14 protein-coding genes, 3 tRNA genes, 5 rRNA genes, 1 other RNA gene and 1 other annotated feature (1 of these 24 running past the window's edge) are annotated in these 20,950 nt (G+C 42.4%); of the genes, 5 read left to right on the top strand and 18 right to left on the bottom strand.

All coding sequences use genetic code 11. The annotated features are described in order from the left end of the window. Position 1: 1 nt before the first annotated feature. The 12 genes from rrf (IE339_RS00160) to tadA form a co-directional block, all read right to left on the bottom strand. Positions 2-117 (bottom strand): 5S ribosomal RNA (gene rrf, locus IE339_RS00160). 95 nt (positions 118-212) lie between these two features. Continuing rightward, positions 213-3,145, bottom strand: a 23S ribosomal RNA gene (locus IE339_RS00155). 91 nt (positions 3,146-3,236) lie between these two features. Further along, positions 3,237-3,312: transfer RNA gene (locus IE339_RS00150), tRNA-Ala, on the bottom strand. 19 nt (positions 3,313-3,331) lie between these two features. After that, positions 3,332-3,408: transfer RNA gene (locus tag IE339_RS00145), tRNA-Ile, on the bottom strand. An 87-nt stretch (positions 3,409-3,495) separates the two neighbouring features. Then, a 16S ribosomal RNA gene (locus tag IE339_RS00140) occupies positions 3,496-5,047 on the bottom strand. Together the 16S, 23S and 5S rRNA genes with 2 tRNA genes alongside form the textbook arrangement of a ribosomal RNA operon. 279 nt (positions 5,048-5,326) lie before the next feature. Next, positions 5,327-5,590: a pro-sigmaK processing inhibitor BofA family protein gene (locus tag IE339_RS00135; protein ID WP_242172596.1), complete on the bottom strand. Its 264-nt coding sequence runs from the start codon at positions 5,588-5,590 to the stop codon at positions 5,327-5,329. 99 nt (positions 5,591-5,689) lie between these two features. Then, positions 5,690-5,911, bottom strand: a complete 222-nt coding sequence (locus tag IE339_RS00130; RefSeq protein ID WP_053401072.1) for a YaaL family protein — start codon at positions 5,909-5,911, stop codon at positions 5,690-5,692. Positions 5,912-5,942: 31 nt separating this feature from the next. Continuing rightward, entirely contained in the window at positions 5,943-6,542 is a 600-nt protein-coding gene (recR, locus tag IE339_RS00125; protein WP_242172594.1) for a recombination mediator RecR, read from the bottom strand. A 3-nt stretch (positions 6,543-6,545) separates the two neighbouring features. Next, entirely contained in the window at positions 6,546-6,863 is a 318-nt protein-coding gene (locus tag IE339_RS00120) for a YbaB/EbfC family nucleoid-associated protein (RefSeq protein WP_242172591.1), read from the bottom strand. A 19-nt stretch (positions 6,864-6,882) separates the two neighbouring features. Beyond that, complete coding sequence (gene dnaX, locus IE339_RS00115) at positions 6,883-8,580, bottom strand: DNA polymerase III subunit gamma/tau (protein WP_242172589.1); 1,698 nt, start codon at positions 8,578-8,580, stop codon at positions 6,883-6,885. Positions 8,581-8,728: 148 nt separating this feature from the next. Then, positions 8,729-8,993: signal recognition particle sRNA large type (gene ffs, locus IE339_RS00110), an RNA gene on the bottom strand. Positions 8,994-9,087: 94 nt separating this feature from the next. Then, the gene (gene tadA, locus IE339_RS00105) at positions 9,088-9,579 is read right to left on the bottom strand and encodes a tRNA adenosine(34) deaminase TadA (protein ID WP_242172587.1); all 492 of its coding nucleotides are present in this window, start codon (positions 9,577-9,579) and stop codon (positions 9,088-9,090) included. Positions 9,580-9,676: 97 nt separating this feature from the next. On the opposite strand from tadA, the gene IE339_RS00100 reads away from it, so the two are divergent. The 4 genes from IE339_RS00100 to IE339_RS00085 all read left to right on the top strand — a co-directional run bounded on the left by IE339_RS00100 (position 9,677) and on the right by IE339_RS00085 (position 13,057). After that, entirely contained in the window at positions 9,677-10,219 is a 543-nt protein-coding gene (locus IE339_RS00100; RefSeq protein ID WP_242176062.1) for a cysteine hydrolase family protein, read from the top strand. A gap of 62 nt (positions 10,220-10,281) precedes the next feature. Further along, positions 10,282-11,571, top strand: coding sequence for a glycoside hydrolase family 18 protein (locus tag IE339_RS00095; protein ID WP_242172584.1), 1,290 nt, complete (start codon positions 10,282-10,284; stop codon positions 11,569-11,571). Positions 11,572-11,728: 157 nt separating this feature from the next. Then, the gene (locus tag IE339_RS00090; RefSeq protein ID WP_242172582.1) at positions 11,729-12,367 is read left to right on the top strand and encodes a deoxynucleoside kinase; all 639 of its coding nucleotides are present in this window, start codon (positions 11,729-11,731) and stop codon (positions 12,365-12,367) included. After that, positions 12,368-13,057, top strand: a complete 690-nt coding sequence (locus IE339_RS00085; RefSeq protein ID WP_242172578.1) for a deoxynucleoside kinase — start codon at positions 12,368-12,370, stop codon at positions 13,055-13,057. It abuts the gene before it with no gap. 119 nt (positions 13,058-13,176) lie between these two features. Here IE339_RS00085 and IE339_RS00080 read toward each other — a convergent pair. The 4 genes from IE339_RS00080 to guaB form a co-directional block, all read right to left on the bottom strand. After that, a tRNA-Ser gene (locus tag IE339_RS00080) sits at positions 13,177-13,269 on the bottom strand. Between the two features lie 107 nt (positions 13,270-13,376). Further along, on the bottom strand, positions 13,377-14,657 hold the full coding sequence (gene serS, locus IE339_RS00075) for a serine--tRNA ligase (protein WP_242172576.1): 1,281 nt from the start codon (positions 14,655-14,657) through the stop codon (positions 13,377-13,379). A gap of 52 nt (positions 14,658-14,709) precedes the next feature. Next, positions 14,710-14,922: a binding site (T-box leader), on the bottom strand. 181 nt (positions 14,923-15,103) lie between these two features. Continuing rightward, entirely contained in the window at positions 15,104-16,468 is a 1,365-nt protein-coding gene (locus IE339_RS00070; protein WP_277933933.1) for a serine hydrolase, read from the bottom strand. Positions 16,469-16,601: 133 nt separating this feature from the next. Then, positions 16,602-18,068 carry an IMP dehydrogenase gene (gene guaB / locus IE339_RS00065; protein ID WP_242172572.1) on the bottom strand — a complete coding sequence of 489 codons (1,467 nt, stop codon included), beginning with the start codon at positions 18,066-18,068 and terminating at the stop codon, positions 16,602-16,604. 110 nt (positions 18,069-18,178) lie between these two features. On the opposite strand from guaB, the gene IE339_RS00060 reads away from it, so the two are divergent. After that, on the top strand, positions 18,179-19,153 hold the full coding sequence (locus IE339_RS00060) for a YaaC family protein (protein ID WP_242172570.1): 975 nt from the start codon (positions 18,179-18,181) through the stop codon (positions 19,151-19,153). A 16-nt stretch (positions 19,154-19,169) separates the two neighbouring features. Here the strand turns inward: IE339_RS00060 and rrf (IE339_RS00055) are convergent. Next, a 5S ribosomal RNA gene (gene rrf / locus IE339_RS00055) occupies positions 19,170-19,285 on the bottom strand. Between the two features lie 95 nt (positions 19,286-19,380). Next, positions 19,381-20,950, bottom strand: a 23S ribosomal RNA gene (locus IE339_RS00050); it runs 1,363 nt beyond the window's last position.

Raw genomic sequence — 20,950 nt, 5'->3', positions numbered from 1 at the left:
CGCCTGGCGACGTCCTACTCTCACAGGGGGAAACCCCCAACTACCATCGGCGCTCGAGAGCTTAACTTCCGTGTTCGGTATGGGAACGGGTGTGACCTCTCTGCCATAATCACCAGACATATATATTATACACTTTTCAAGAAAAAATGCAAGCTTTTTTTGAAAGAAAGTTATTCTTTCAAAACTAGATAACAATTGTTAAGGGAAAGCATTTGGTTAAGTCCTCGATCGATTAGTATCTGTCAGCTGCACGTGTCGCCACGCTTCCACCTCAGACCTATCTACCTGATCGTCTTTCAGGGATCTTACTAGCTTGCGCTATGGGAAATCTCATCTTGAGGGGGGCTTCATGCTTAGATGCTTTCAGCACTTATCCCGTCCACACATAGCTACCCAGCGATGCCTTTGGCAAGACAACTGGTACACCAGCGGTGTGTCCATCCCGGTCCTCTCGTACTAAGGACAGCTCCTCTCAAATTTCCTACGCCCACGACGGATAGGGACCGAACTGTCTCACGACGTTCTGAACCCAGCTCGCGTACCGCTTTAATGGGCGAACAGCCCAACCCTTGGGACCGACTACAGCCCCAGGATGCGATGAGCCGACATCGAGGTGCCAAACCTCCCCGTCGATGTGGACTCTTGGGGGAGATAAGCCTGTTATCCCCGGGGTAGCTTTTATCCGTTGAGCGATGGCCCTTCCATGCGGAACCACCGGATCACTAAGCCCGACTTTCGTCCCTGCTCGACTTGTAGGTCTCGCAGTCAAGCTCCCTTGTGCCTTTACACTCTACGAATGATTTCCAACCATTCTGAGGGAACCTTTGGGCGCCTCCGTTACTCTTTAGGAGGCGACCGCCCCAGTCAAACTGCCCACCTGACACTGTCTCCCAGCCCGATCAGGGCTGTGGGTTAGAATGTCAATACAGCCAGGGTAGTATCCCACCGACGCCTCCACCGAAGCTAGCGCTCCGGCTTCTCAGGCTCCTACCTATCCTGTACAAGCTGTACCAAAATTCAATATCAGGCTACAGTAAAGCTCCACGGGGTCTTTCCGTCCTGTCGCGGGTAACCTGCATCTTCACAGGTACTATAATTTCACCGAGTCTCTCGTTGAGACAGTGCCCAGATCGTTACACCTTTCGTGCGGGTCGGAACTTACCCGACAAGGAATTTCGCTACCTTAGGACCGTTATAGTTACGGCCGCCGTTTACTGGGGCTTCGATTCAAAGCTTCGCTTGCGCTAACCTCTCCTCTTAACCTTCCAGCACCGGGCAGGTGTCAGCCCCTATACTTCGCCTTACGGCTTCGCAGAGACCTGTGTTTTTGCTAAACAGTCGCCTGGGCCTATTCACTGCGGCTCTCTCGGGCTTGCACCCTAACAGAGCACCCCTTCTCCCGAAGTTACGGGGTCATTTTGCCGAGTTCCTTAACGAGAGTTCTCTCGATCACCTTAGGATTCTCTCCTCGCCTACCTGTGTCGGTTTGCGGTACGGGTACCTCCCACCTCGCTAGAGGCTTTTCTTGGCAGTGTGAAATCAGGAGCTTCGGTACTATAATTCCCTCGTCATCACAGCTCAGCCTTATGATGAGCGGATTTGCCTACTCATCAGCCTTACTGCTTGAACGCACATATCCAGCAGTGCGCCTACCCTATCCTCCTGCGTCCCCCCATTGCTCAAACGGTGGGGAGGTAGTACAGGAATATCAACCTGTTGGCCATCGCCTACGCCTTTCGGCCTCGGCTTAGGTCCCGACTAACCCTGAGCGGACGAGCCTTCCTCAGGAAACCTTAGGCATTCGGTGGACAAGATTCTCACTTGTCTTTCGCTACTCATACCGGCATTCTCACTTCTAAGCGCTCCACCAGTCCTTACGGTCTAGCTTCACAGCACTTAGAACGCTCTCCTACCACTGACATCATAAGATGTCAATCCACAGCTTCGGTGATACGTTTAGCCCCGGTACATTTTCGGCGCAGAGTCACTCGACCAGTGAGCTATTACGCACTCTTTAAATGGTGGCTGCTTCTAAGCCAACATCCTGGTTGTCTAAGCAACTCCACATCCTTTTCCACTTAACGTATACTTTGGGACCTTAGCTGGTGGTCTGGGCTGTTTCCCTCTTGACTACGGATCTTATCACTCGCAGTCTGACTCCCAAGGATAAGTTTTTGGCATTCGGAGTTTGACTGAATTCGGTAACCCGTTGGGGGCCCCTAGTCCAATCAGTGCTCTACCTCCAAAACTCTCACCTTGAGGCTAGCCCTAAAGCTATTTCGGAGAGAACCAGCTATCTCCAAGTTCGATTGGAATTTCTCCGCTACCCACACCTCATCCCCGCACTTTTCAACGTGCGTGGGTTCGGGCCTCCATTCAGTGTTACCTGAACTTCACCCTGGACATGGGTAGATCACCTGGTTTCGGGTCTACGACCACATACTCAAATCGCCCTATTCAGACTCGCTTTCGCTGCGGCTCCGTCTCATCGACTTAACCTTGCATGGGATCGTAACTCGCCGGTTCATTCTACAAAAGGCACGCCATCACCCGTTAACGGGCTCTGACTACTTGTAGGCACACGGTTTCAGGATCTCTTTCACTCCCCTTCCGGGGTGCTTTTCACCTTTCCCTCACGGTACTGGTTCACTATCGGTCACTAGGAAGTATTTAGCCTTGGGAGATGGTCCTCCCTGCTTCCGACGGAATTTCACGTGTTCCGCCGTACTCAGGATCCACTCAAGAGAGAACAAGGTTTCAACTACAGGGTTGTTACCTTCTTTGACGGGCCTTTCCAGACCTCTTCATTTACCTCGTTCCTTTGTAACTCCGTATAGAGTGTCCTACAACCCCAAGAGGCAAGCCTCTTGGTTTGGGCTAATTCCGTTTCGCTCGCCGCTACTCAGGAAATCGCGTTTGCTTTCCTTTCCTCCGGGTACTTAGATGTTTCAGTTCCCCGGGTCTGCCTTCAACTTCCTATGTATTCAGAAGAAGATATCATTCCATTACGAATGATGGGTTTCCCCATTCGGAAATCTCCGGATCAAAGCTTACTTACAGCTCCCCGAAGCATATCGGTGTTAGTCCCGTCCTTCATCGGCTCCTAGTGCCAAGGCATCCACCGTGCGCCCTTTCTAACTTAACCGTATTGGTTATTTCAAAAAGTGTTACACTTTGTTTTCCTTAACATTCTTGCTATCTAGTTTTCAAAGAACAACTACCAGTCTAAGACGACTTGGTGGAGCCTAGCGGGATCGAACCGCTGACCTCCTGCGTGCAAGGCAGGCGCTCTCCCAGCTGAGCTAAGGCCCCAAAAATATAAAAGTAAGAATGGTGGGCCTAAGTGGACTCGAACCACCGACCTCACGCTTATCAGGCGTGCGCTCTAACCAGCTGAGCTATAGGCCCATTGAATTGAGAGAGTACTCTCAAAACTGAACAAAACGACGTCACGTTGTTTGTTGCCGAACACGTGGTTCAGGCAATTTTCCTTAGAAAGGAGGTGATCCAGCCGCACCTTCCGATACGGCTACCTTGTTACGACTTCACCCCAATCATCTGTCCCACCTTAGGCGGCTGGCTCCTTACGGTTACCCCACCGACTTCGGGTGTTACAAACTCTCGTGGTGTGACGGGCGGTGTGTACAAGGCCCGGGAACGTATTCACCGCGGCATGCTGATCCGCGATTACTAGCGATTCCAGCTTCATGTAGGCGAGTTGCAGCCTACAATCCGAACTGAGAATGATTTTATGAGATTAGCTTCACCTCGCGGCTTCGCAACCCTTTGTATCATCCATTGTAGCACGTGTGTAGCCCAGGTCATAAGGGGCATGATGATTTGACGTCATCCCCACCTTCCTCCGGTTTGTCACCGGCAGTCACCTTAGAGTGCCCAACTTAATGCTGGCAACTAAGATCAAGGGTTGCGCTCGTTGCGGGACTTAACCCAACATCTCACGACACGAGCTGACGACAACCATGCACCACCTGTCACTTTGTCCCCCGAAGGGGAAAGCTCTATCTCTAGAGTGGTCAAAGGATGTCAAGACCTGGTAAGGTTCTTCGCGTTGCTTCGAATTAAACCACATGCTCCACCGCTTGTGCGGGCCCCCGTCAATTCCTTTGAGTTTCAGCCTTGCGGCCGTACTCCCCAGGCGGAGTGCTTAATGCGTTAGCTGCAGCACTAAAGGGCGGAAACCCTCTAACACTTAGCACTCATCGTTTACGGCGTGGACTACCAGGGTATCTAATCCTGTTTGCTCCCCACGCTTTCGCGCCTCAGCGTCAGTTACAGACCAGAAAGCCGCCTTCGCCACTGGTGTTCCTCCACATCTCTACGCATTTCACCGCTACACGTGGAATTCCGCTTTCCTCTTCTGCACTCAAGTTCCCCAGTTTCCAATGACCCTCCACGGTTGAGCCGTGGGCTTTCACATCAGACTTAAGGAACCGCCTGCGCGCGCTTTACGCCCAATAATTCCGGACAACGCTTGCCACCTACGTATTACCGCGGCTGCTGGCACGTAGTTAGCCGTGGCTTTCTGGTTAGGTACCGTCAAGGTACGAGCAGTTACTCTCGTACTTGTTCTTCCCTAACAACAGAGTTTTACGATCCGAAAACCTTCATCACTCACGCGGCGTTGCTCCGTCAGACTTTCGTCCATTGCGGAAGATTCCCTACTGCTGCCTCCCGTAGGAGTCTGGGCCGTGTCTCAGTCCCAGTGTGGCCGATCACCCTCTCAGGTCGGCTACGCATCGTCGCCTTGGTGAGCCGTTACCTCACCAACTAGCTAATGCGCCGCGGGTCCATCTGTAAGTGACAGCCGAAACCGTCTTTTAACATCCGCTCATGCGAGCGAAAGTGTTATTCGGTATTAGCTCCGGTTTCCCGGAGTTATCCCCATCTTACAGGCAGGTTACCCACGTGTTACTCACCCGTCCGCCGCTAACTTGATAGAAGCAAGCTTCTATCAAGTCCGCTCGACTTGCATGTATTAGGCACGCCGCCAGCGTTCGTCCTGAGCCAGGATCAAACTCTCCGAAGAAATGTTTGACTTGCTCATTTGTTGTCTTACTTTTAAAACGTTGACGTTTTGCTTGTTTTGTTCAGTTTTCAAAGAACTCTTGTCCCAAAAGCGACCTCTTTAATATATCACTTTCAAATACTATTGTCAACAACTTTTTTCTTGTTTTTTTCAACCTTCAAAAGTTGTTGTTGCTGTGTTTCAGCGACATTTAATAATATATCACGATCATTTATATACGTCAACACTTTTTCTATAAAAATAAGGAGACTTTTCAAGTTTTTGAAAAGTCTCCTTATCTTACAAGATAAATTGGCTAATGACAAGAAGTGCACCTATTCCTGAGAGTCCTAGAACACCCGAAACTGCTGTAGTTAACACGTTAATTGGTACATGAATATCAAATTGTGCTCCAAAAGTATTGATAAAAAACAATAATAATGCTCCTATCACACATTTTGTAAGCACTTGTCCTACTAAACCAAAAAGCCTTACTTTACCTCCCGCCAGCAACAGAATGACTATCAATCCTATTATCGTTGAAATAACCAAGATCGGTTGCATCCACGTTTCCCCCTTCAAATATTTCTTCTGTTACCTATATGTATGTCCATTTTTAACTTTCATAACTTTCTTGAACAGAAAAAACGGGAAAACGTTTGGCTACATTTTCCCGTTTGAAATATTTCGATGCTTTGCTTCTTTTAAGAGGTAAAGGTACTTTGCTTTTGCTACTTTCATACTAACAAGGACATCTTCAGATGGATCTACACTTTGCTCAATATAACGTGATTGTTTTAACCAATGAGCTTTTGTATCATTAAAGCCGTTTAACAGCTCCTGATCAAATTCTTTTCGTAGCCATCCTTTTCGCTTAAACAACATAAATATCTAACCTCATATCTATTTTTATTACTTAAACGTCTCTTCTTCCCTCGAGCGCTTTTGAAAGAGTCACTTCATCTGCATATTCTAAATCTCCACCTACAGGTAATCCATGAGCAATACGCGTCACTCGAATTCCTGTCGGTTTTAATAGACGAGAAATATACATCGCTGTTGCTTCTCCTTCAATATTAGGGTTGGTTGCTAAAATAACTTCTTCTATACCTTCTTCTTCTTGTAACCTCTTTAGAAGAGCTGGGACGTTAATATCCTCAGGTCCTATCCCATCCATAGGAGAGATCGCCCCATGAAGAACATGATAGAGTCCTTGATACTCTTTCATTTTTTCCATAGCAATTACGTCTTTTGGATCTTGAACGACACAGACTACACTTCTGTCTCTTCTTGTATCCTGACATATATAGCACGGATCTTGATCAGTAATATGACCGCATGTGGAACAGTAAGTTAGATTACGCTTAGCGTTTACCAGCGCTTTCGCGAAATCTAACACCGTATCCTCTTTCATTGTAAGAACGAAAAAAGCCAAGCGAACAGCTGTCTTCGGTCCTATTCCTGGTAGTTTCATAAAACTATCGATTAGCTTTGAGATCGGTTCAGGATAATGCATATCTTATAGTCCTGGAATGTTTAGACCTTTGGTAAACTGACCCATTGTTTGATTTGTTACTTCTTCTACCTTTTTCAATGCATCGTTTGTTGCTGCCATTACAAGGTCTTGTAGCATTTCGATGTCTTCTGGATCGACTACTTCTTCTTTAATCTTTACTTCAATAATTTCTTTGTTACCATTTACAAGAACGGTTACCATACCGCCTCCTGCTGTACCTTCCAAAGTTGTGTGTGAAAGCTCTTCTTGAGCCTTTTGCATATCCTTTTGCATTTTTTGCATTTGTTTCATCATTTTTTGCATATTACCCATACCACGCATAGTTTGTTCCTCCTAATTATTATTCTTCTACCTCAATAAGCTCTTCACCAAATAGTTTTTTGGCTTCTGCAATTAAAGGATCTTCCTCATTGTTTGAAGAGGATTCACCATCCTCATTTTCTTGGCCTTTGAGGAAACCTTGCCTAATTTGCTCCCAGTCTGGCTCGGGAACAGCAATCATTGTAAGCTGACTACCTACTAAAGTATATAAAATGTTCTCTAGGTTATCACGTACATTATTATTATTTTCAGCAGCCATTTTACAGTGGATTTCATATTTGAATTTTAACACAAATGAATCAGACGATGCTGCAACAGGTTCACTATTTAATAACAAAGCTGCATGTGAAGCTTTGTTTTGCTGCCTAAGCGTTTCTAATACTTCAGCCCAATTACGTCGAATTGCATCTAGATCTTTCCTCGTTGCTTTCCCTAAGATGTCATATATTCGGTTTGTAGGTACTTTGTAAGAACTTCTTGGAGAACGAGTAGGCTTTTTATCTGGTGCACTCTCTTTAATACCTTCTTCTACTCTTATTCCTTGTTCTTTCAATTGTTGAATTTGCATTTCTAGCTGTTTAACTTTCTCTGTGAGATCATTTGTTTCAGAAGACGCAGGTACAGTGGCCTTCCTTTGTTCCTGACAAAGCTTAACAAATAATACCTCTAGAAGTACACGTGGATGGTTCGTCCACTTCATTTCTTGTTGCGCTTCATTCAGCTTATGAATGATCTCATAAATTTGATTCATTTCTAGGTCATTACTCAATTGCTTAAACTCTTCACTTATAACTGCTTTTTCAAACATATTTTCTAATGCAGGATTAGTCTGATATAAAAGTATGTCTCGATAGTAGTAAATAATATCTTCTAAGAAACGGTTTGGATCTTTGCCGTTTTGAATTAGTTTATCAATTGCATCTAAAGCCTCTACTGTATTCTTCTCATATACGGCCTTTGTAATACGTAGAAGAAACTCCTGCGAAACCGCACCGGTAATCAACAGAACGTCCTCTAGTGTTACAACATCATCACTATAAGAGATGGCTTGATCTAATAGGCTTAACGCATCCCTCATTCCACCTTCTGCAGCTTTAGCAATTTCGTACAGTGCCTGATCATCTACTTTAATATCCTCAGAAGATAAAATTGATTTCATACGAAATACGCTATCCTCAGGCGAAATGCGCTTAAAGTCAAATCGCTGACAGCGGGAGACAATAGTAAGAGGGATTTTATGCGGCTCTGTAGTGGCTAAAATAAAGATGACATGTGGTGGAGGCTCTTCAAGAGTTTTTAATAAGGCATTAAAAGCTCCTATAGATAGCATATGAACCTCATCAATTATGTACACCTTATAACGTACTGAGCTTGGTGCATATTTTACTTTATCACGAATATCCCTGATTTCATCTACGCCATTATTGGAAGCCGCATCAATTTCAATAACATCTGAGATTGATCCATCCATAATCCCACGGCAAGATGCACACTCATTACAAGGTTCTGCAGTGGGTGCTTGTTCACAGTTTACTGCTTTTGAAACAATTTTAGCGGCCGTCGTTTTTCCTGTACCACGTGGACCTGAAAATAAATAGGCATGAGAGAACTTTTCCTGTAATAAGGCATTTTGTAATGTTTGAACAATATGCCGTTGCCCTACCACGTCCTCAAAACTTTGCGGTCGATACACCCGATACAAAGCTTGATATACCACTACGTCCCCTCCTCTTTCATTCATTAGTAATGTTCTTATTATAGCGTACTAAATCCCTTTTTTTCAAAAGAGAATAAAAGCTTCTACTCATATCAAAAAGCCTACTCAGGAACGAGTAGGCTTAAGTTGATTATATAAATTATAACTGCCGTGCACCTTCCGTCGATTAGCCACCCTAGGCGTTACTCAAGCAGTTAGCTCGGTCCCGGCGCTCCCACGGCACATGAGAGATTCCACTTACTGCTGCTTCCTTCCGGACCTGACAGGGTTCATGGATTCTCATTGCGTAGGACCAAGACGTCAACACCACTTACTTGAGGCAGACCCTAAAGTGAACTAACCTCAAGAAGGAATTCAGCCTCGCTAGAGCGGATTACGAGTTCAGGGCACCGCTACCTCCCCGCTTAGCACGGCAAAATTGATACCAATAGTTAAGTTGCATCAGAAGTGATGCAAGTACAAGTATAAGTCTTTTATAAAAAAAATGCAACGTTTAGAAACTGTAAGTTATTGTAAAAGGTTTTTCTGCTGTTTTTGCTCTTTTTTACGCTGACGTAACGAACGAAAAAACTTTGTCAGAAGCATTCCACATTCCTCTTCTAAGACGCCACCGACCACTTCTGCCTGATGATTAAATTTTTCAAACTGTAAAAGATTCATGAGAGTTCCTGCACATCCACCCTTCGGATCATAAGCACCAAACACTACTCTTTTCACCCGTGAAAGTACAATTGCTCCAGCACACATCGCACAAGGTTCTAGTGTCACGTACAGAGTACTTTCATCTAAACGCCATGTTTCAAGGTTCTTACAAGCTTCATCAATTGCTAATAGCTCAGCATGAGCAACGGAGCGCTGTTCTGTTTCCCTTAAATTATGCGCTGCGGCAATTACTTTTCCCTCATGTACGAGAATAGCTCCAATTGGAACTTCTAATATCTGTTCTGCTTTGTTTGCTTCCTCTATGGCTAACATCATATAACGTTCATCTTCTGTCAATCTTCTCACACCTTATCATTACAATGAAATATTATTGTCTCACTTTAGACAACCTATAAAGGTTACCATTTGGACTACCCTTAATTGTAATGGAGGAATACATAAAATGAAATCTGCTTTAATTATTATTGACATGATTAATGATTTTAATTTTGAATATGGACGTTCTTTATCTACGCAAGCAAAAATCATTGCTGAAAATATCGCCTACTTAAAAAAGGAGCTTACGGAAAAAGATTGTCCGACTATTTATGTAAATGATCATTATCAACTATGGCAAGCCGATTTTAATAACATTATTGAGCATTGTTACAACGAGAAGAGCAAAGATATCATTGACCTACTTCGTCCCACAGATGATGATTATTTTCTCATAAAACCAAAACACTCCATTTTTTACGGAACGGCTCTTACCATTCTTCTGTCCAATCTATCCGTTGATACACTATATTTAACCGGACTAGCAGGTAACATCTGTGTCCTTTTTTCTGCTAATGATGCTTATATGCGAGAATATAATTTAATCGTTCCCTCTGACTGTATTGCCTCAAATGTAAAAGAAGATAACGAATTCGCTTTAAAAATGATGCAAAATGTCCTCAAAGCTTCAATAAGACCGATAAGAGATTCCTTTAATTAAATCATGTATAACTTCCTTTCCTCATATAATCAACAGAAAGAGATTACACTGGAGGGGAAAAGATGCAAATTTACGTCGTAAAACCAAAGGATTCTATTTATACGATTAGTCGTTTATATAATGTACCTCCCGATCTTATTATAAATGCTAACCAATTACCGAACCCCAATCGATTAGTGATTGGCCAAGCAATTGTCATTCCAACTACCGGGAGCAGTTACCTTGTTCAGCCGGGTGATACCATTTGGAAGATCGGTCAAAAATTCGGTGTAAGCTATCAAAAAATTGCAAACGCCAATGGAATTCCTGTGACACAACCTTTGCAAGCTGGGAAGAAGATTACCATTCCTCAAAAACCAAAACGACCAGGCGAGTTTTTTGGCTATATCGAAACATCTAATCGTAAAATTACGCCTGAGATAGAAAAATTGGTGAACCAAAATGCAATTGATTTGACCTATTTAGGTCCAGCAAACTTTGAGATAAAAAGAGATGGCACATTGAAAGCACCCGATCTTAACAACTTTGCCGAAATTACGAAAGAACATAAGGTAGCTTATTCAATGGTTCTTACTAATATTGAAGAGGGGGCTTTTAGTGACAAGCTAGGAACAGTCATTCTGAACAATAAAGACATTCAAGATAAATTGCTTAATACAATTGTCGAAACCGCTAAAACGAAAGGCTTTAAGGATATTCACATGGATTTCGAGTTTTTAAAAGCCGAAGATAAAGAGGCTTATTTGGCTTTTTTACGAAAGGCGAAAGAACGGTTAAATAAGGAATCTCTTCTCATGTCAGTAGCACTGGCACCTAAAACAAGTGCTAACCAAAAAGGCCAATGGTATGCTGCCCATGACTACAAGGCAATCGGTGAAATAGCAGATTTCATCATTATCATGACCTATGAATGGGGATATAGCGGTGGTCCACCTATGGCCGTATCACCTATTGATCCTGTTCGTGATGTTTTAGAGTATGCAGTGAAAGAGATTCCCTCCTCAAAAATTTTAATGGGTCAAAACCTTTATGGCTATGACTGGACTCTTCCTTATCAAAAGGGTGGAAAGCCAGCCCAAGGAGTGAGCCCCCAACGAGCCATCCAACTGGCAGCAGAACACAATGTAGCCATTCAGTATGACCAAGAAGCTCAAGCTCCTCATTTTAATTACCGAGATCAACAAGGAAAGCAACACGAGGTTTGGTTTGAAGATGCACGTTCTATACAAGCGAAGTTCAATCTTTTAAAGGAGTTGAACTTAAGGGGAATGGCTTATTGGAAACTAGGTCTTCCCTTCCCGCAAAACTGGCTATTACTAGAAGATAACTTCCAAGTCGTGAAAAAAGTATAACCTCTCAACAGACAATACCTTCTTGTATTGTCTGTTTTTATTATCCATATTTACCCTATTTATTTTCTGATATTTTACCCCGTCTCTACCCCCACTGTGTTAAAATAAAATCTGTCTGTTTTAAAGTTGCGTTTTTTTATTAGAGGAGGGACTGATTGTGGGAGCGATTCCCTTTATTACTGTCGAAGGCCCCATTGGGGTTGGAAAGACATCCTTAGCAAAATCAATAGCTCAACATTTTCAATTTCACTTATTAAAAGAAATTGTAGACGAGAATCCATTCCTAGGAAAATTTTATGAAAACATTGAGGAATGGAGCTTCCAAACTGAGATGTTTTTTCTCTGCAATCGCTACAAACAACTAGAAGATATTCAAACCCTTTACTTGCAGAAAGATCTACCTGTTGTTGCCGATTATCACATTATGAAAAATATGATTTTCGCACAGCGTACTCTAAAAGATACTCAGTACGGTAAATACCTTGATATTTATCGCATTTTGACTTCAGATATGCCAAAGCCAAACATCGTGATTTATCTAAACGCTAGTTTGGATACATTATTAAAAAGAATTAAATTGCGTGGCCGAGAGATCGAAAAGAAAATTGATCCAGGCTACCTACACCAGCTGAAGGTCGATTATGAAGTAGCAATGAATAAATTTGAACAAGAAAATCCAGATGTAACGGTATTGCGCTTGAACGGTGATGTAATTGATTTTGTTCAATATCGTGAGCATCTAGATGTGGTTCTTGCCAATATCCATGACATTCTTACCCAAAGGAGCCGTGTATAAATGGATTTACGTAAAAAATATAATATTCCTAGTGATGCTGTATTAACTATTGCGGGAACGGTTGGAGTCGGAAAATCAACAATGACTACAGCTCTTGCAAATGCCCTAGGATTTCGTACGTCATTTGAAAAAGTAGATACAAATCCTTATTTGGACAAGTTTTATGCTGATTTTGAGCGTTGGAGCTTCCATTTGCAAATCTATTTCCTTGCTGAACGTTTTAAGGAACAAAAGAAAATCTTCGAATACGGTGGGGGTTTTGTCCAAGATCGTTCTATCTACGAAGATACGGGGATTTTTGCGAAGATGCATCATGAGAAAGGCACCATGTCTCCTGTTGATTATGAAACATATACAAGTCTTTTTGATGCTATGGTGATGACACCATATTTTCCTCATCCTGATCTGCTCATTTATTTAGAAGGTAGTTTTGATGATATTGTGAGCCGTATCCAAAAACGTGGTCGCCCTATGGAGCAACAAACGCCAATTGATTATTGGAAGGAAATGCACGAGCGCTATGAGAATTGGATTAATAACTTCAATGCTTGTCCGGTATTACGTTTAAATATTAATGAATATGATATTTTAAACGAAGATCACTCTATTGAACCTATTATTGAAAAGATTTCTCGCTTCTTACATCACAGTGAGAAATTAAAAAGAAGAACAGCTATTTATACGAAATAAAAAAGAAGCCCTGGCTGTTAGGGCTTCTTTTCTTACTATATTTTAAGCATTAAAAAAATCGCTACCGAAGTAACGATTTTATATCTCCAATTTATGCGCGTTGTTTACTAATTAAAATATGGAGGAGGAAGGGGGATTCGAACCCCCGCGGGCTGTTACACCCCTGTCGGTTTTCAAGACCGATCCCTTCAGCCGGACTTGGGTATTCCTCCGTTCTGACATGATTAAATATATCATATAAAAAATAGAGAGTCAACACTTTTTCTCACTTTTTTTTAAAAAAGAGGGAGATTTTTTCTCCCTCTTTTGAATTAGAGCATTAAGGAAGTTTGATAACTTCTTTATTCCCCATGTATGGACGTAATACAGTTGGAATGACAATAGAACCGTCTTCTTGCTGATAGTTCTCTAAAATCGCAGCTACTGTACGACCAATCGCTAATCCAGATCCGTTCAATGTATGAACATGTTCTGGTTTACCATTTTTCTCTCTTCTAAAGCGAATGTTAGCACGTCTTGCTTGGAAACCTTCAAAGTTAGAACAAGAAGAAATTTCACGGTAGCTATCGTAGCTTGGAATCCATACTTCAATGTCATATTTCTTCGCAGCAGTAAATCCTAGATCCGCTGTACACATGCTGAGAACTCGGTAAGGAAGCTCTAACAATTGAAGCACCTTTTCTGCATGTCCAGTTAATTTTTCTAACTCATCGTAAGAATCTTCTGGTTTAACAAAGCGAACAAGCTCTACTTTGTTGAACTGATGCTGACGAATTAATCCACGTGTATCACGACCCGCTGAACCTGCTTCTGAACGGAAACATGCACTGTATGCCGCATAAGCAATTGGAAGTTGATCAACACTTAAGATTTCGTCACGGTGTAGATTCGTTACCGGCACTTCAGCAGTTGGGATTAGATAGTAATCTTCTTTTTCAATTAAGAACGCATCTTCTTCAAACTTTGGAAGCTGGCCTGTTCCTGTCATGCTTGCACGGTTTACCATGTATGGAGGCAGAATTTCTTGATAGCCATGCTCATCATAGTGTAAATCCATCATGAAGTTAATAAGGGCACGTTCTAAACGAGCTCCTAACCCTTTATAAAATACAAAACGACTACCTGTTACTTTTGCTGCACGTTCAAAATCAACGATATCTAAATCAGTTCCTAAATCCCAATGTGCTTTTGGTTCAAATGAGAAGTCTCTTACTTCTCCCCATTTACGAACCTCTACGTTATCATCTTCAGATTCACCAACTGGTGTAGATTCATGAGGAATATTTGGAATTGATAACAGCAATGCTTCTAACTGTTCTTCTACACCTTTTAATTCATCATCTAAAACTTTAATTTTGTCTCCTACTGTACGCATTTCAGCGATGAGGTGATCTGCATCTTTCTTTTCACGCTTCAATACCGCTACTTGCTGAGAAACTTCATTACGCTTGCTTTTCAGCTCTTCTGCTTGAGAAATAAGCTCTCTTCTTTTTGTATCTAGGTCTTCGAAACGGCTTAGGTCAGTTAAATCTTCCCCACGGTGCTGTAATTTTGTTTTTACTTCTTGAAAATTAGCACGTAAAAATTTTAAATCAAGCATTGTAAAACCTCCTAATTTTATCGGATTAAACACAAAAAACTCCCGTCCCCTGGAAAGGGACGAGAGTTTACCCGCGTTGCCACCCTAATTGAAAGTATAATCTATACTTTCCTCTTACAAAAATAACGGTTATCACCGAAACTACTTACTTAATTTCAGTAGTTCACTCCAGGATGGATTCACAAGTCCCAACCACCGATTTCCACCAACCATCGGCTCTCTAAAGGATGGATCCACTGCTACTACTTCCTATCATCGTTTTATTGTTGTTCATTTGAATATCCATAATGTACTACAAGTTTTCACAAGATGCAATGCTTTTATACCGTTTTCTAAACAGAACTTGTAAGGTTTCCATTCTATGATCAGGATAAAAGTGTGCTTTAAACATCAATTGCTTGAAATTAAAAATAAGCACGCAGTGTGAGCTGCATGCTTATTTTTAATTAGAACCAGGCTTTTACATTGTCTGAAGCACTTGTCCAAACGTCTGAGAAAAAGCCTCCAATGCTTTGCATCGATAATGCAAACCAATTTGCTTTATCTACACCTTTTGTTGTAACTACAGGTACTTGAACTGCTTTTTGATCTGTACCATACAAGTTATCTGCCGTTGTATCATCCTTCGCTACAAGTGCAGCTTTGCCTACTATCTGACCTTTTTTGAACGGTGCCATTAAGTGACCATTTTTATCAACAAGTTTGGAATCAACATCAAACTTCACTTGATACTTGTCTTCCTCACCCTTTTTTAGGAGTACTTTTAAAGGCTTAGATGTTTTAATTGCTACGCTATCCTCTTTCCCCTTCGCTACAGCCAACGTTTTATGACCTTTAATGGTTGAATTAGCAGGAATAACTTCCTTCATTTCAAAGTTATCAAAGCCGTAGTCCAATAATTTTGCTGTTTGAGTAAAGCGAGCATTCATCTCTGGTTTACCGTCTTTCTTCCCACTCATAATAACGGTAATATAGCGAACGCCATTTTTTACAGCCGTACCTGTAAAGCAGTATCCGGCAAAATCGGTATGACCGGTTTTTAATCCATCTACACCTTTATATTCAAAAGTTAATCCAGGTAACATCCAATTCCAATTGGCCATTTCTGTTTGAGAATGAGTACCTTTTCCAAATACTTTTTTAGGGATCTTTGAAATTTCTAATGCTTCTGGGTGATCCTTAATAAGATGAGAAGCTAATTTTGCTGTTGCGCGTGCAGACATCACGTTTTCATCAGTAGGCTTTGTCCCTTTAGGATGCATACCTTTTAATAACGAATTACTTAGACCTGTTGCATTAACAAACTTGTAGCTTTCAAGACCTAATTTTTTTCCTTCATCATTCATTAATTTAATGAAATTTGCTTCTGAACCATTTCCTAGTTTCTCTGCTAGAGCAATCGTTGCCCCATTGGCTGAATAAATAGCCATTGCTTCATACAAATCTTTTACCGTGTACTGATCCCCCTCTAGCAGTGGGACGTTTGATAATCCACGGTCTTGAGAAATAACTGATGAATATTTACTAATAGGAACTTCGTCCGTCCACTTCAATCTGCCTGCTTTAATAGATTCAAGAACTAAATATTCAGTCATCATTTTTGTCATGCTCGCGATACCTAATACAGCATCTGCATTTTTTTCATATAAAATTTGACCAGTATCTGCTTCCACTAAAATAGCGGCACTAGCATCAATATCTGGCTCATTACTTGCTGCATAAGCTTTCCCTTGGGCAGAAAACAAAACTCCACTTACTGAAAGCAAAGCGGCAAACATCACGATCAATACCTTATGTAGCTGCTTCTTCACTCCGATACCCTCCATAACCATTTTCACATAAACGTTATTTTATCATATAACCTGATAATTGAGTAGATGAAGAAGTCCCCCATCTAATAAGGGGAACGAAAAAAATCTCCCTAATTAGGGAGATTTTCAGTGGTTAGCTTAATGAATAGTTAGGAGATTCTTTTGTGATTTGCACATCATGTGGATGGCTTTCACGTAATCCTGCACCTGTCATACGAACAAACTGTGCATTTTCTCTTAGTTGCTGAAGGTCTGCTGTGCCGCAATAGCCCATTCCAGATTTCAAGCCTCCAAGTAGTTGATAAATCGTATCGCTTAAAGGTCCTTTGTAAGGAAGACGTCCTTCGATACCTTCTGGAACAAACTTTTTATTATCTTCTTGGAAATAACGGTCTTTACTGCCTTGCTCCATAGCTCCAACAGAACCCATTCCACGATATACTTTGAAACGACGTCCTTGGAAGATTTCTGTTTCTCCTGGGCTTTCCGTTGTACCTGCTAATAAGCTACCTAACATAACAACATGTCCACCTGCTGCTAAAGCTTTTACGATATCACCAGAGTATTTAATACCGCCATCCGCAATTACTGGGACACCGTATTTTCTTGCTTCCGTTGCACAATCATAAACAGCAGTGATTTGAGGAACTCCAACTCCTGCTACAACGCGTGTTGTACAAATAGAGCCAGGTCCAATACCAACTTTAATCACGTTTGCTCCTGCTTCAATTAATGCTTTAGTTGCTTCAGCAGTAGCAACATTTCCAGCAATGATGTTTAATTCAGGATATACACCGCGAATTTTACTTACTGTATCTAATACACCTTGTGAATGACCATGTGCTGTATCGACTACAATTACGTCTACATGGGCCTTAACTAATTTCTCTACACGAACCATTGTATCAGCCGTTACACCAACTGCTGCACCTACTAGGAGGCGTCCGTGAGCGTCTTTAGCTGAGTTAGGGAATTCAATTACTTTTTCAATATCTTTGATCGTAATTAAACCTTCAAGTACTCCTGCTTCATTTACTAAAGGAAGTTTTTCGATTTTGTATTTTTGTAAGATTTTCTCTGCTTCTTCTAATGTGGTACCAACTGGGGCTGTGACAAGATCTTCTTTTGTCATAACATCTGAAATGGTAATGGAATAATCTTGGATAAAACGTAAATCACGGTTTGTGAGGATTCCAACTAATTTTCGTTCTTCTAAGTTATTAACGATTGGGACACCTGAAATACGGTATTTACCCATTAGGTGCTCTGCATCAAACACTTGATGCTCAGGTGTTAAGAAGAAAGGATCTGTAATAACTCCGCTTTCTGAACGTTTAACTTTATCAACTTGCTCAGCTTGTTGCTCGATAGACATATTTTTGTGAATAATACCTAAACCACCTTGTCTAGCCATCGCAATAGCCATATCCGCTTCTGTTACAGTATCCATCCCTGCACTGATAAACGGAATATTTAATTTTAATGTTTCGGTTAGCGTGACACGAAGATCTGCATCTTTTGGAAGAACTTCAGATTTCGCTGGAACTAGTAACACATCATCAAATGTTAAACCTTCTTTTACAAATTTGCTTTCCCACATTATAGAATCCTCCTCTTAGCGACAAAATATTATTAGTAGATTAACAATTCGATAAAGAACTGTCAATAAAACGGTGATATATCAGATAATTCTAAAAAAGGATGAGTATGATGGATAATCGAAATAAAACATGGAATGAATATATGAAATACTTCTCTGCTCCCTATACACAAAAATATTTGTTTCATTGCTATGAGCGAAAAAAACTTGAAAAAGCTGAGCAAAAAAGTTACGAAAACTGTTACCCATTCATTTATTATTTGGAGCATGCTAAAAATTATTATGAACTTTCCACACATTCCCCACTTTCCATAAAGCCAGTTTTACTTTTTTATGGAATGACTCAGTTATTTAAAGCATGTCTGCTAACAGTGGATGCATCATATCCACATAACACCTCCGTATTAGCACACGGAGTGACTACACGTAAAAGGAAGAAGCAGAGTTATGATTTTTTAGATGATGAAGTAAAAGTTCAAAAGAATGGATTGTTTTCACACATCAGTGCCAAAATGTTTCACATGGAACATTTAGAAGGAAACAAATATTCCATGTCATCATTAATGTCTCAGGTAGTTGAAATGACTCCTCTACACCAAGAGGCTACAAAACCGTTAAAGATAAACACGAATTGGGGTCGTCGTGAGATTGAGTTTCCTACGTTCTTTCTAGATTTATTTCATATGAATACGGAACGATTCCACAGTTATATAAAAGGAAAAGCGACGTTTGGTATACAAGCAAACGAGGAGAAAAAGAAGAGTATTTCATTTAGAGTGCTTGAGAAAAGTATTAACTTATCTTCTTGCTCACCCTTTATGTATCATTTAGACGAAGATGCACTGTACTTTCCTAATACAAGGGAAGGAACAATTTTCTTTCCCGAACCACTTAGTCACTATTTAGTTTTGTATAATTTAAGCATGATTTCCCGCTATGAAACGGAATGGTGGTATGAGCTGCTACATACGTACTCATCTCATGACTATCCATTTATTACACATTTTTTATCTATTACCGAAGAGAAAATCCCGTTTCTTCTCCTCAGCTATTTAAAACACAACGAAAAAGGGTTAGTCAATTGACTAACCCTTTAAGTGTGCCTGGCGATGTCCTACTCTCACAGGGGGAAACCCCCAACTACCATCGGCGCTCGAGAGCTTAACTTCCGTGTTCGGTATGGGAACGGGTGTGACCTCTCTGCCATAATCACCAGACATATATATTATACACTTTTCAAGAAAAAGTGCAAGCTTTTTTTGAAAGAAAGTTATTCTTTCAAAACTAGATAACAATTGTTAAGGGAAAGCATTTGGTTAAGTCCTCGATCGATTAGTATCTGTCAGCTGCACGTGTCGCCACGCTTCCACCTCAGACCTATCTACCTGATCGTCTTTCAGGGATCTTACTAGCTTGCGCTATGGGAAATCTCATCTTGAGGGGGGCTTCATGCTTAGATGCTTTCAGCACTTATCCCGTCCACACATAGCTACCCAGCGATGCCTTTGGCAAGACAACTGGTACACCAGCGGTGTGTCCATCCCGGTCCTCTCGTACTAAGGACAGCTCCTCTCAAATTTCCTACGCCCACGACGGATAGGGACCGAACTGTCTCACGACGTTCTGAACCCAGCTCGCGTACCGCTTTAATGGGCGAACAGCCCAACCCTTGGGACCGACTACAGCCCCAGGATGCGATGAGCCGACATCGAGGTGCCAAACCTCCCCGTCGATGTGGACTCTTGGGGGAGATAAGCCTGTTATCCCCGGGGTAGCTTTTATCCGTTGAGCGATGGCCCTTCCATGCGGAACCACCGGATCACTAAGCCCGACTTTCGTCCCTGCTCGACTTGTAGGTCTCGCAGTCAAGCTCCCTTGTGCCTTTACACTCTACGAATGATTTCCAACCATTCTGAGGGAACCTTTGGGCGCCTCCGTTACTCTTTAGGAGGCGACCGCCCCAGTCAAACTGCCCACCTGACACTGTCTCCCAGCCCGATCAGGGCTGTGGGTTAGAATGTCAATACAGCCAGGGTAGTATCCCACCGACGCCTCCACCGAAGCTAGCGCTCCGGCTTCTCAGGCTCCTACCTATCCTGTACAAGCTGTACCAAAATTCAATATCAGGCTACAGTAAAGCTCCACGGGGTCTTTCCGTCCTGTCGCGGGTAACCTGCATCTTCACAGGTACTATAATTTCACCGAGTCTCTCGTTGAGACAGTGCCCAGATCGTTACACCTTTCGTGCGGGTCGGAACTTACCCGACAAGGAATTTCGCTACCTTAGGACCGTTATAGTTACGGCCGCCGTTTACTGGGGCTTCGATTCAAAGCTTCGCTTGCGCTAACCTCTCCTCTTAACCTTCCAGCACCGGGCAGGTGTCAGCCCCTATACTTCGCCTTACGGCTTCGCAGAGACCTGTGTTTTTGCTAAACAGTCGCCTGGGCCTATTCACTGCGGCTCTCTCGGGCTTGCACCCTAACAGAGCACCCCTTCTCCCGAAGTTACGGGGTCATTTTGCCGAGTTCCTTAACGAGAGTTCTCTCGATCACCTTAGGATTCTCTCCTCGCCTACCTGTGTCGGTTTGCGGTACGGGTACCTCCCACCTCGCTAGAGGCTTTTCTTGGCAGTGTGAAATCAGGAGCTTCGGTACTATAATTCCCTCGTCATCACAGCTCAGCCTTATGATGAGCGGATTTGCCTACTCATCAGCCTTATTGCTTGAACGCACATATCCAGCAGTGCGCCTACCCTATCCTCCTGCGTCCCCCCATTGCTCAAACGGTGGGGAGGTAGTACAGGAATATCAACCTGTTGGCCATCGCCTACGCCTTTCGGCCTCGGCTTAGGTCCCGACTAACCCTGAGCGGACGAGCCTTC

This window comes from Priestia koreensis, assembly GCF_022646885.1.
GTDB classification, from domain to species: domain Bacteria; phylum Bacillota; class Bacilli; order Bacillales; family Bacillaceae_H; genus Bacillus_AG; species Bacillus_AG koreensis_A.
Note: the sequence above shows the minus strand (reverse complement) of the source record. Positions and strands in the feature narration are given on the sequence as shown.

Excerpts from the sequence above, each read along its gene's own strand:
- IE339_RS00095 (WP_242172584.1), top strand. The coding sequence starts at position 10,282 with ATGCAAATTTACGTCGTAAAACCAAAGGATTCTATTTATACGATTAGT.
- serS (WP_242172576.1), bottom strand. The coding sequence starts at position 14,657 with ATGCTTGATTTAAAATTTTTACGTGCTAATTTTCAAGAAGTAAAAACA.
- IE339_RS00135 (WP_242172596.1), bottom strand. The coding sequence starts at position 5,590 with ATGCAACCGATCTTGGTTATTTCAACGATAATAGGATTGATAGTCATT.
- guaB (WP_242172572.1), bottom strand. The coding sequence starts at position 18,068 with ATGTGGGAAAGCAAATTTGTAAAAGAAGGTTTAACATTTGATGATGTG.
- IE339_RS00085 (WP_242172578.1), top strand. The coding sequence starts at position 12,368 with ATGGATTTACGTAAAAAATATAATATTCCTAGTGATGCTGTATTAACT.
- IE339_RS00060 (WP_242172570.1), top strand. The coding sequence starts at position 18,179 with ATGGATAATCGAAATAAAACATGGAATGAATATATGAAATACTTCTCT.
- recR (WP_242172594.1), bottom strand. The coding sequence starts at position 6,542 with ATGCATTATCCTGAACCGATCTCAAAGCTAATCGATAGTTTTATGAAA.
- IE339_RS00130 (WP_053401072.1), bottom strand. The coding sequence starts at position 5,911 with ATGTTGTTTAAGCGAAAAGGATGGCTACGAAAAGAATTTGATCAGGAG.
- IE339_RS00120 (WP_242172591.1), bottom strand. The coding sequence starts at position 6,863 with ATGCGTGGTATGGGTAATATGCAAAAAATGATGAAACAAATGCAAAAA.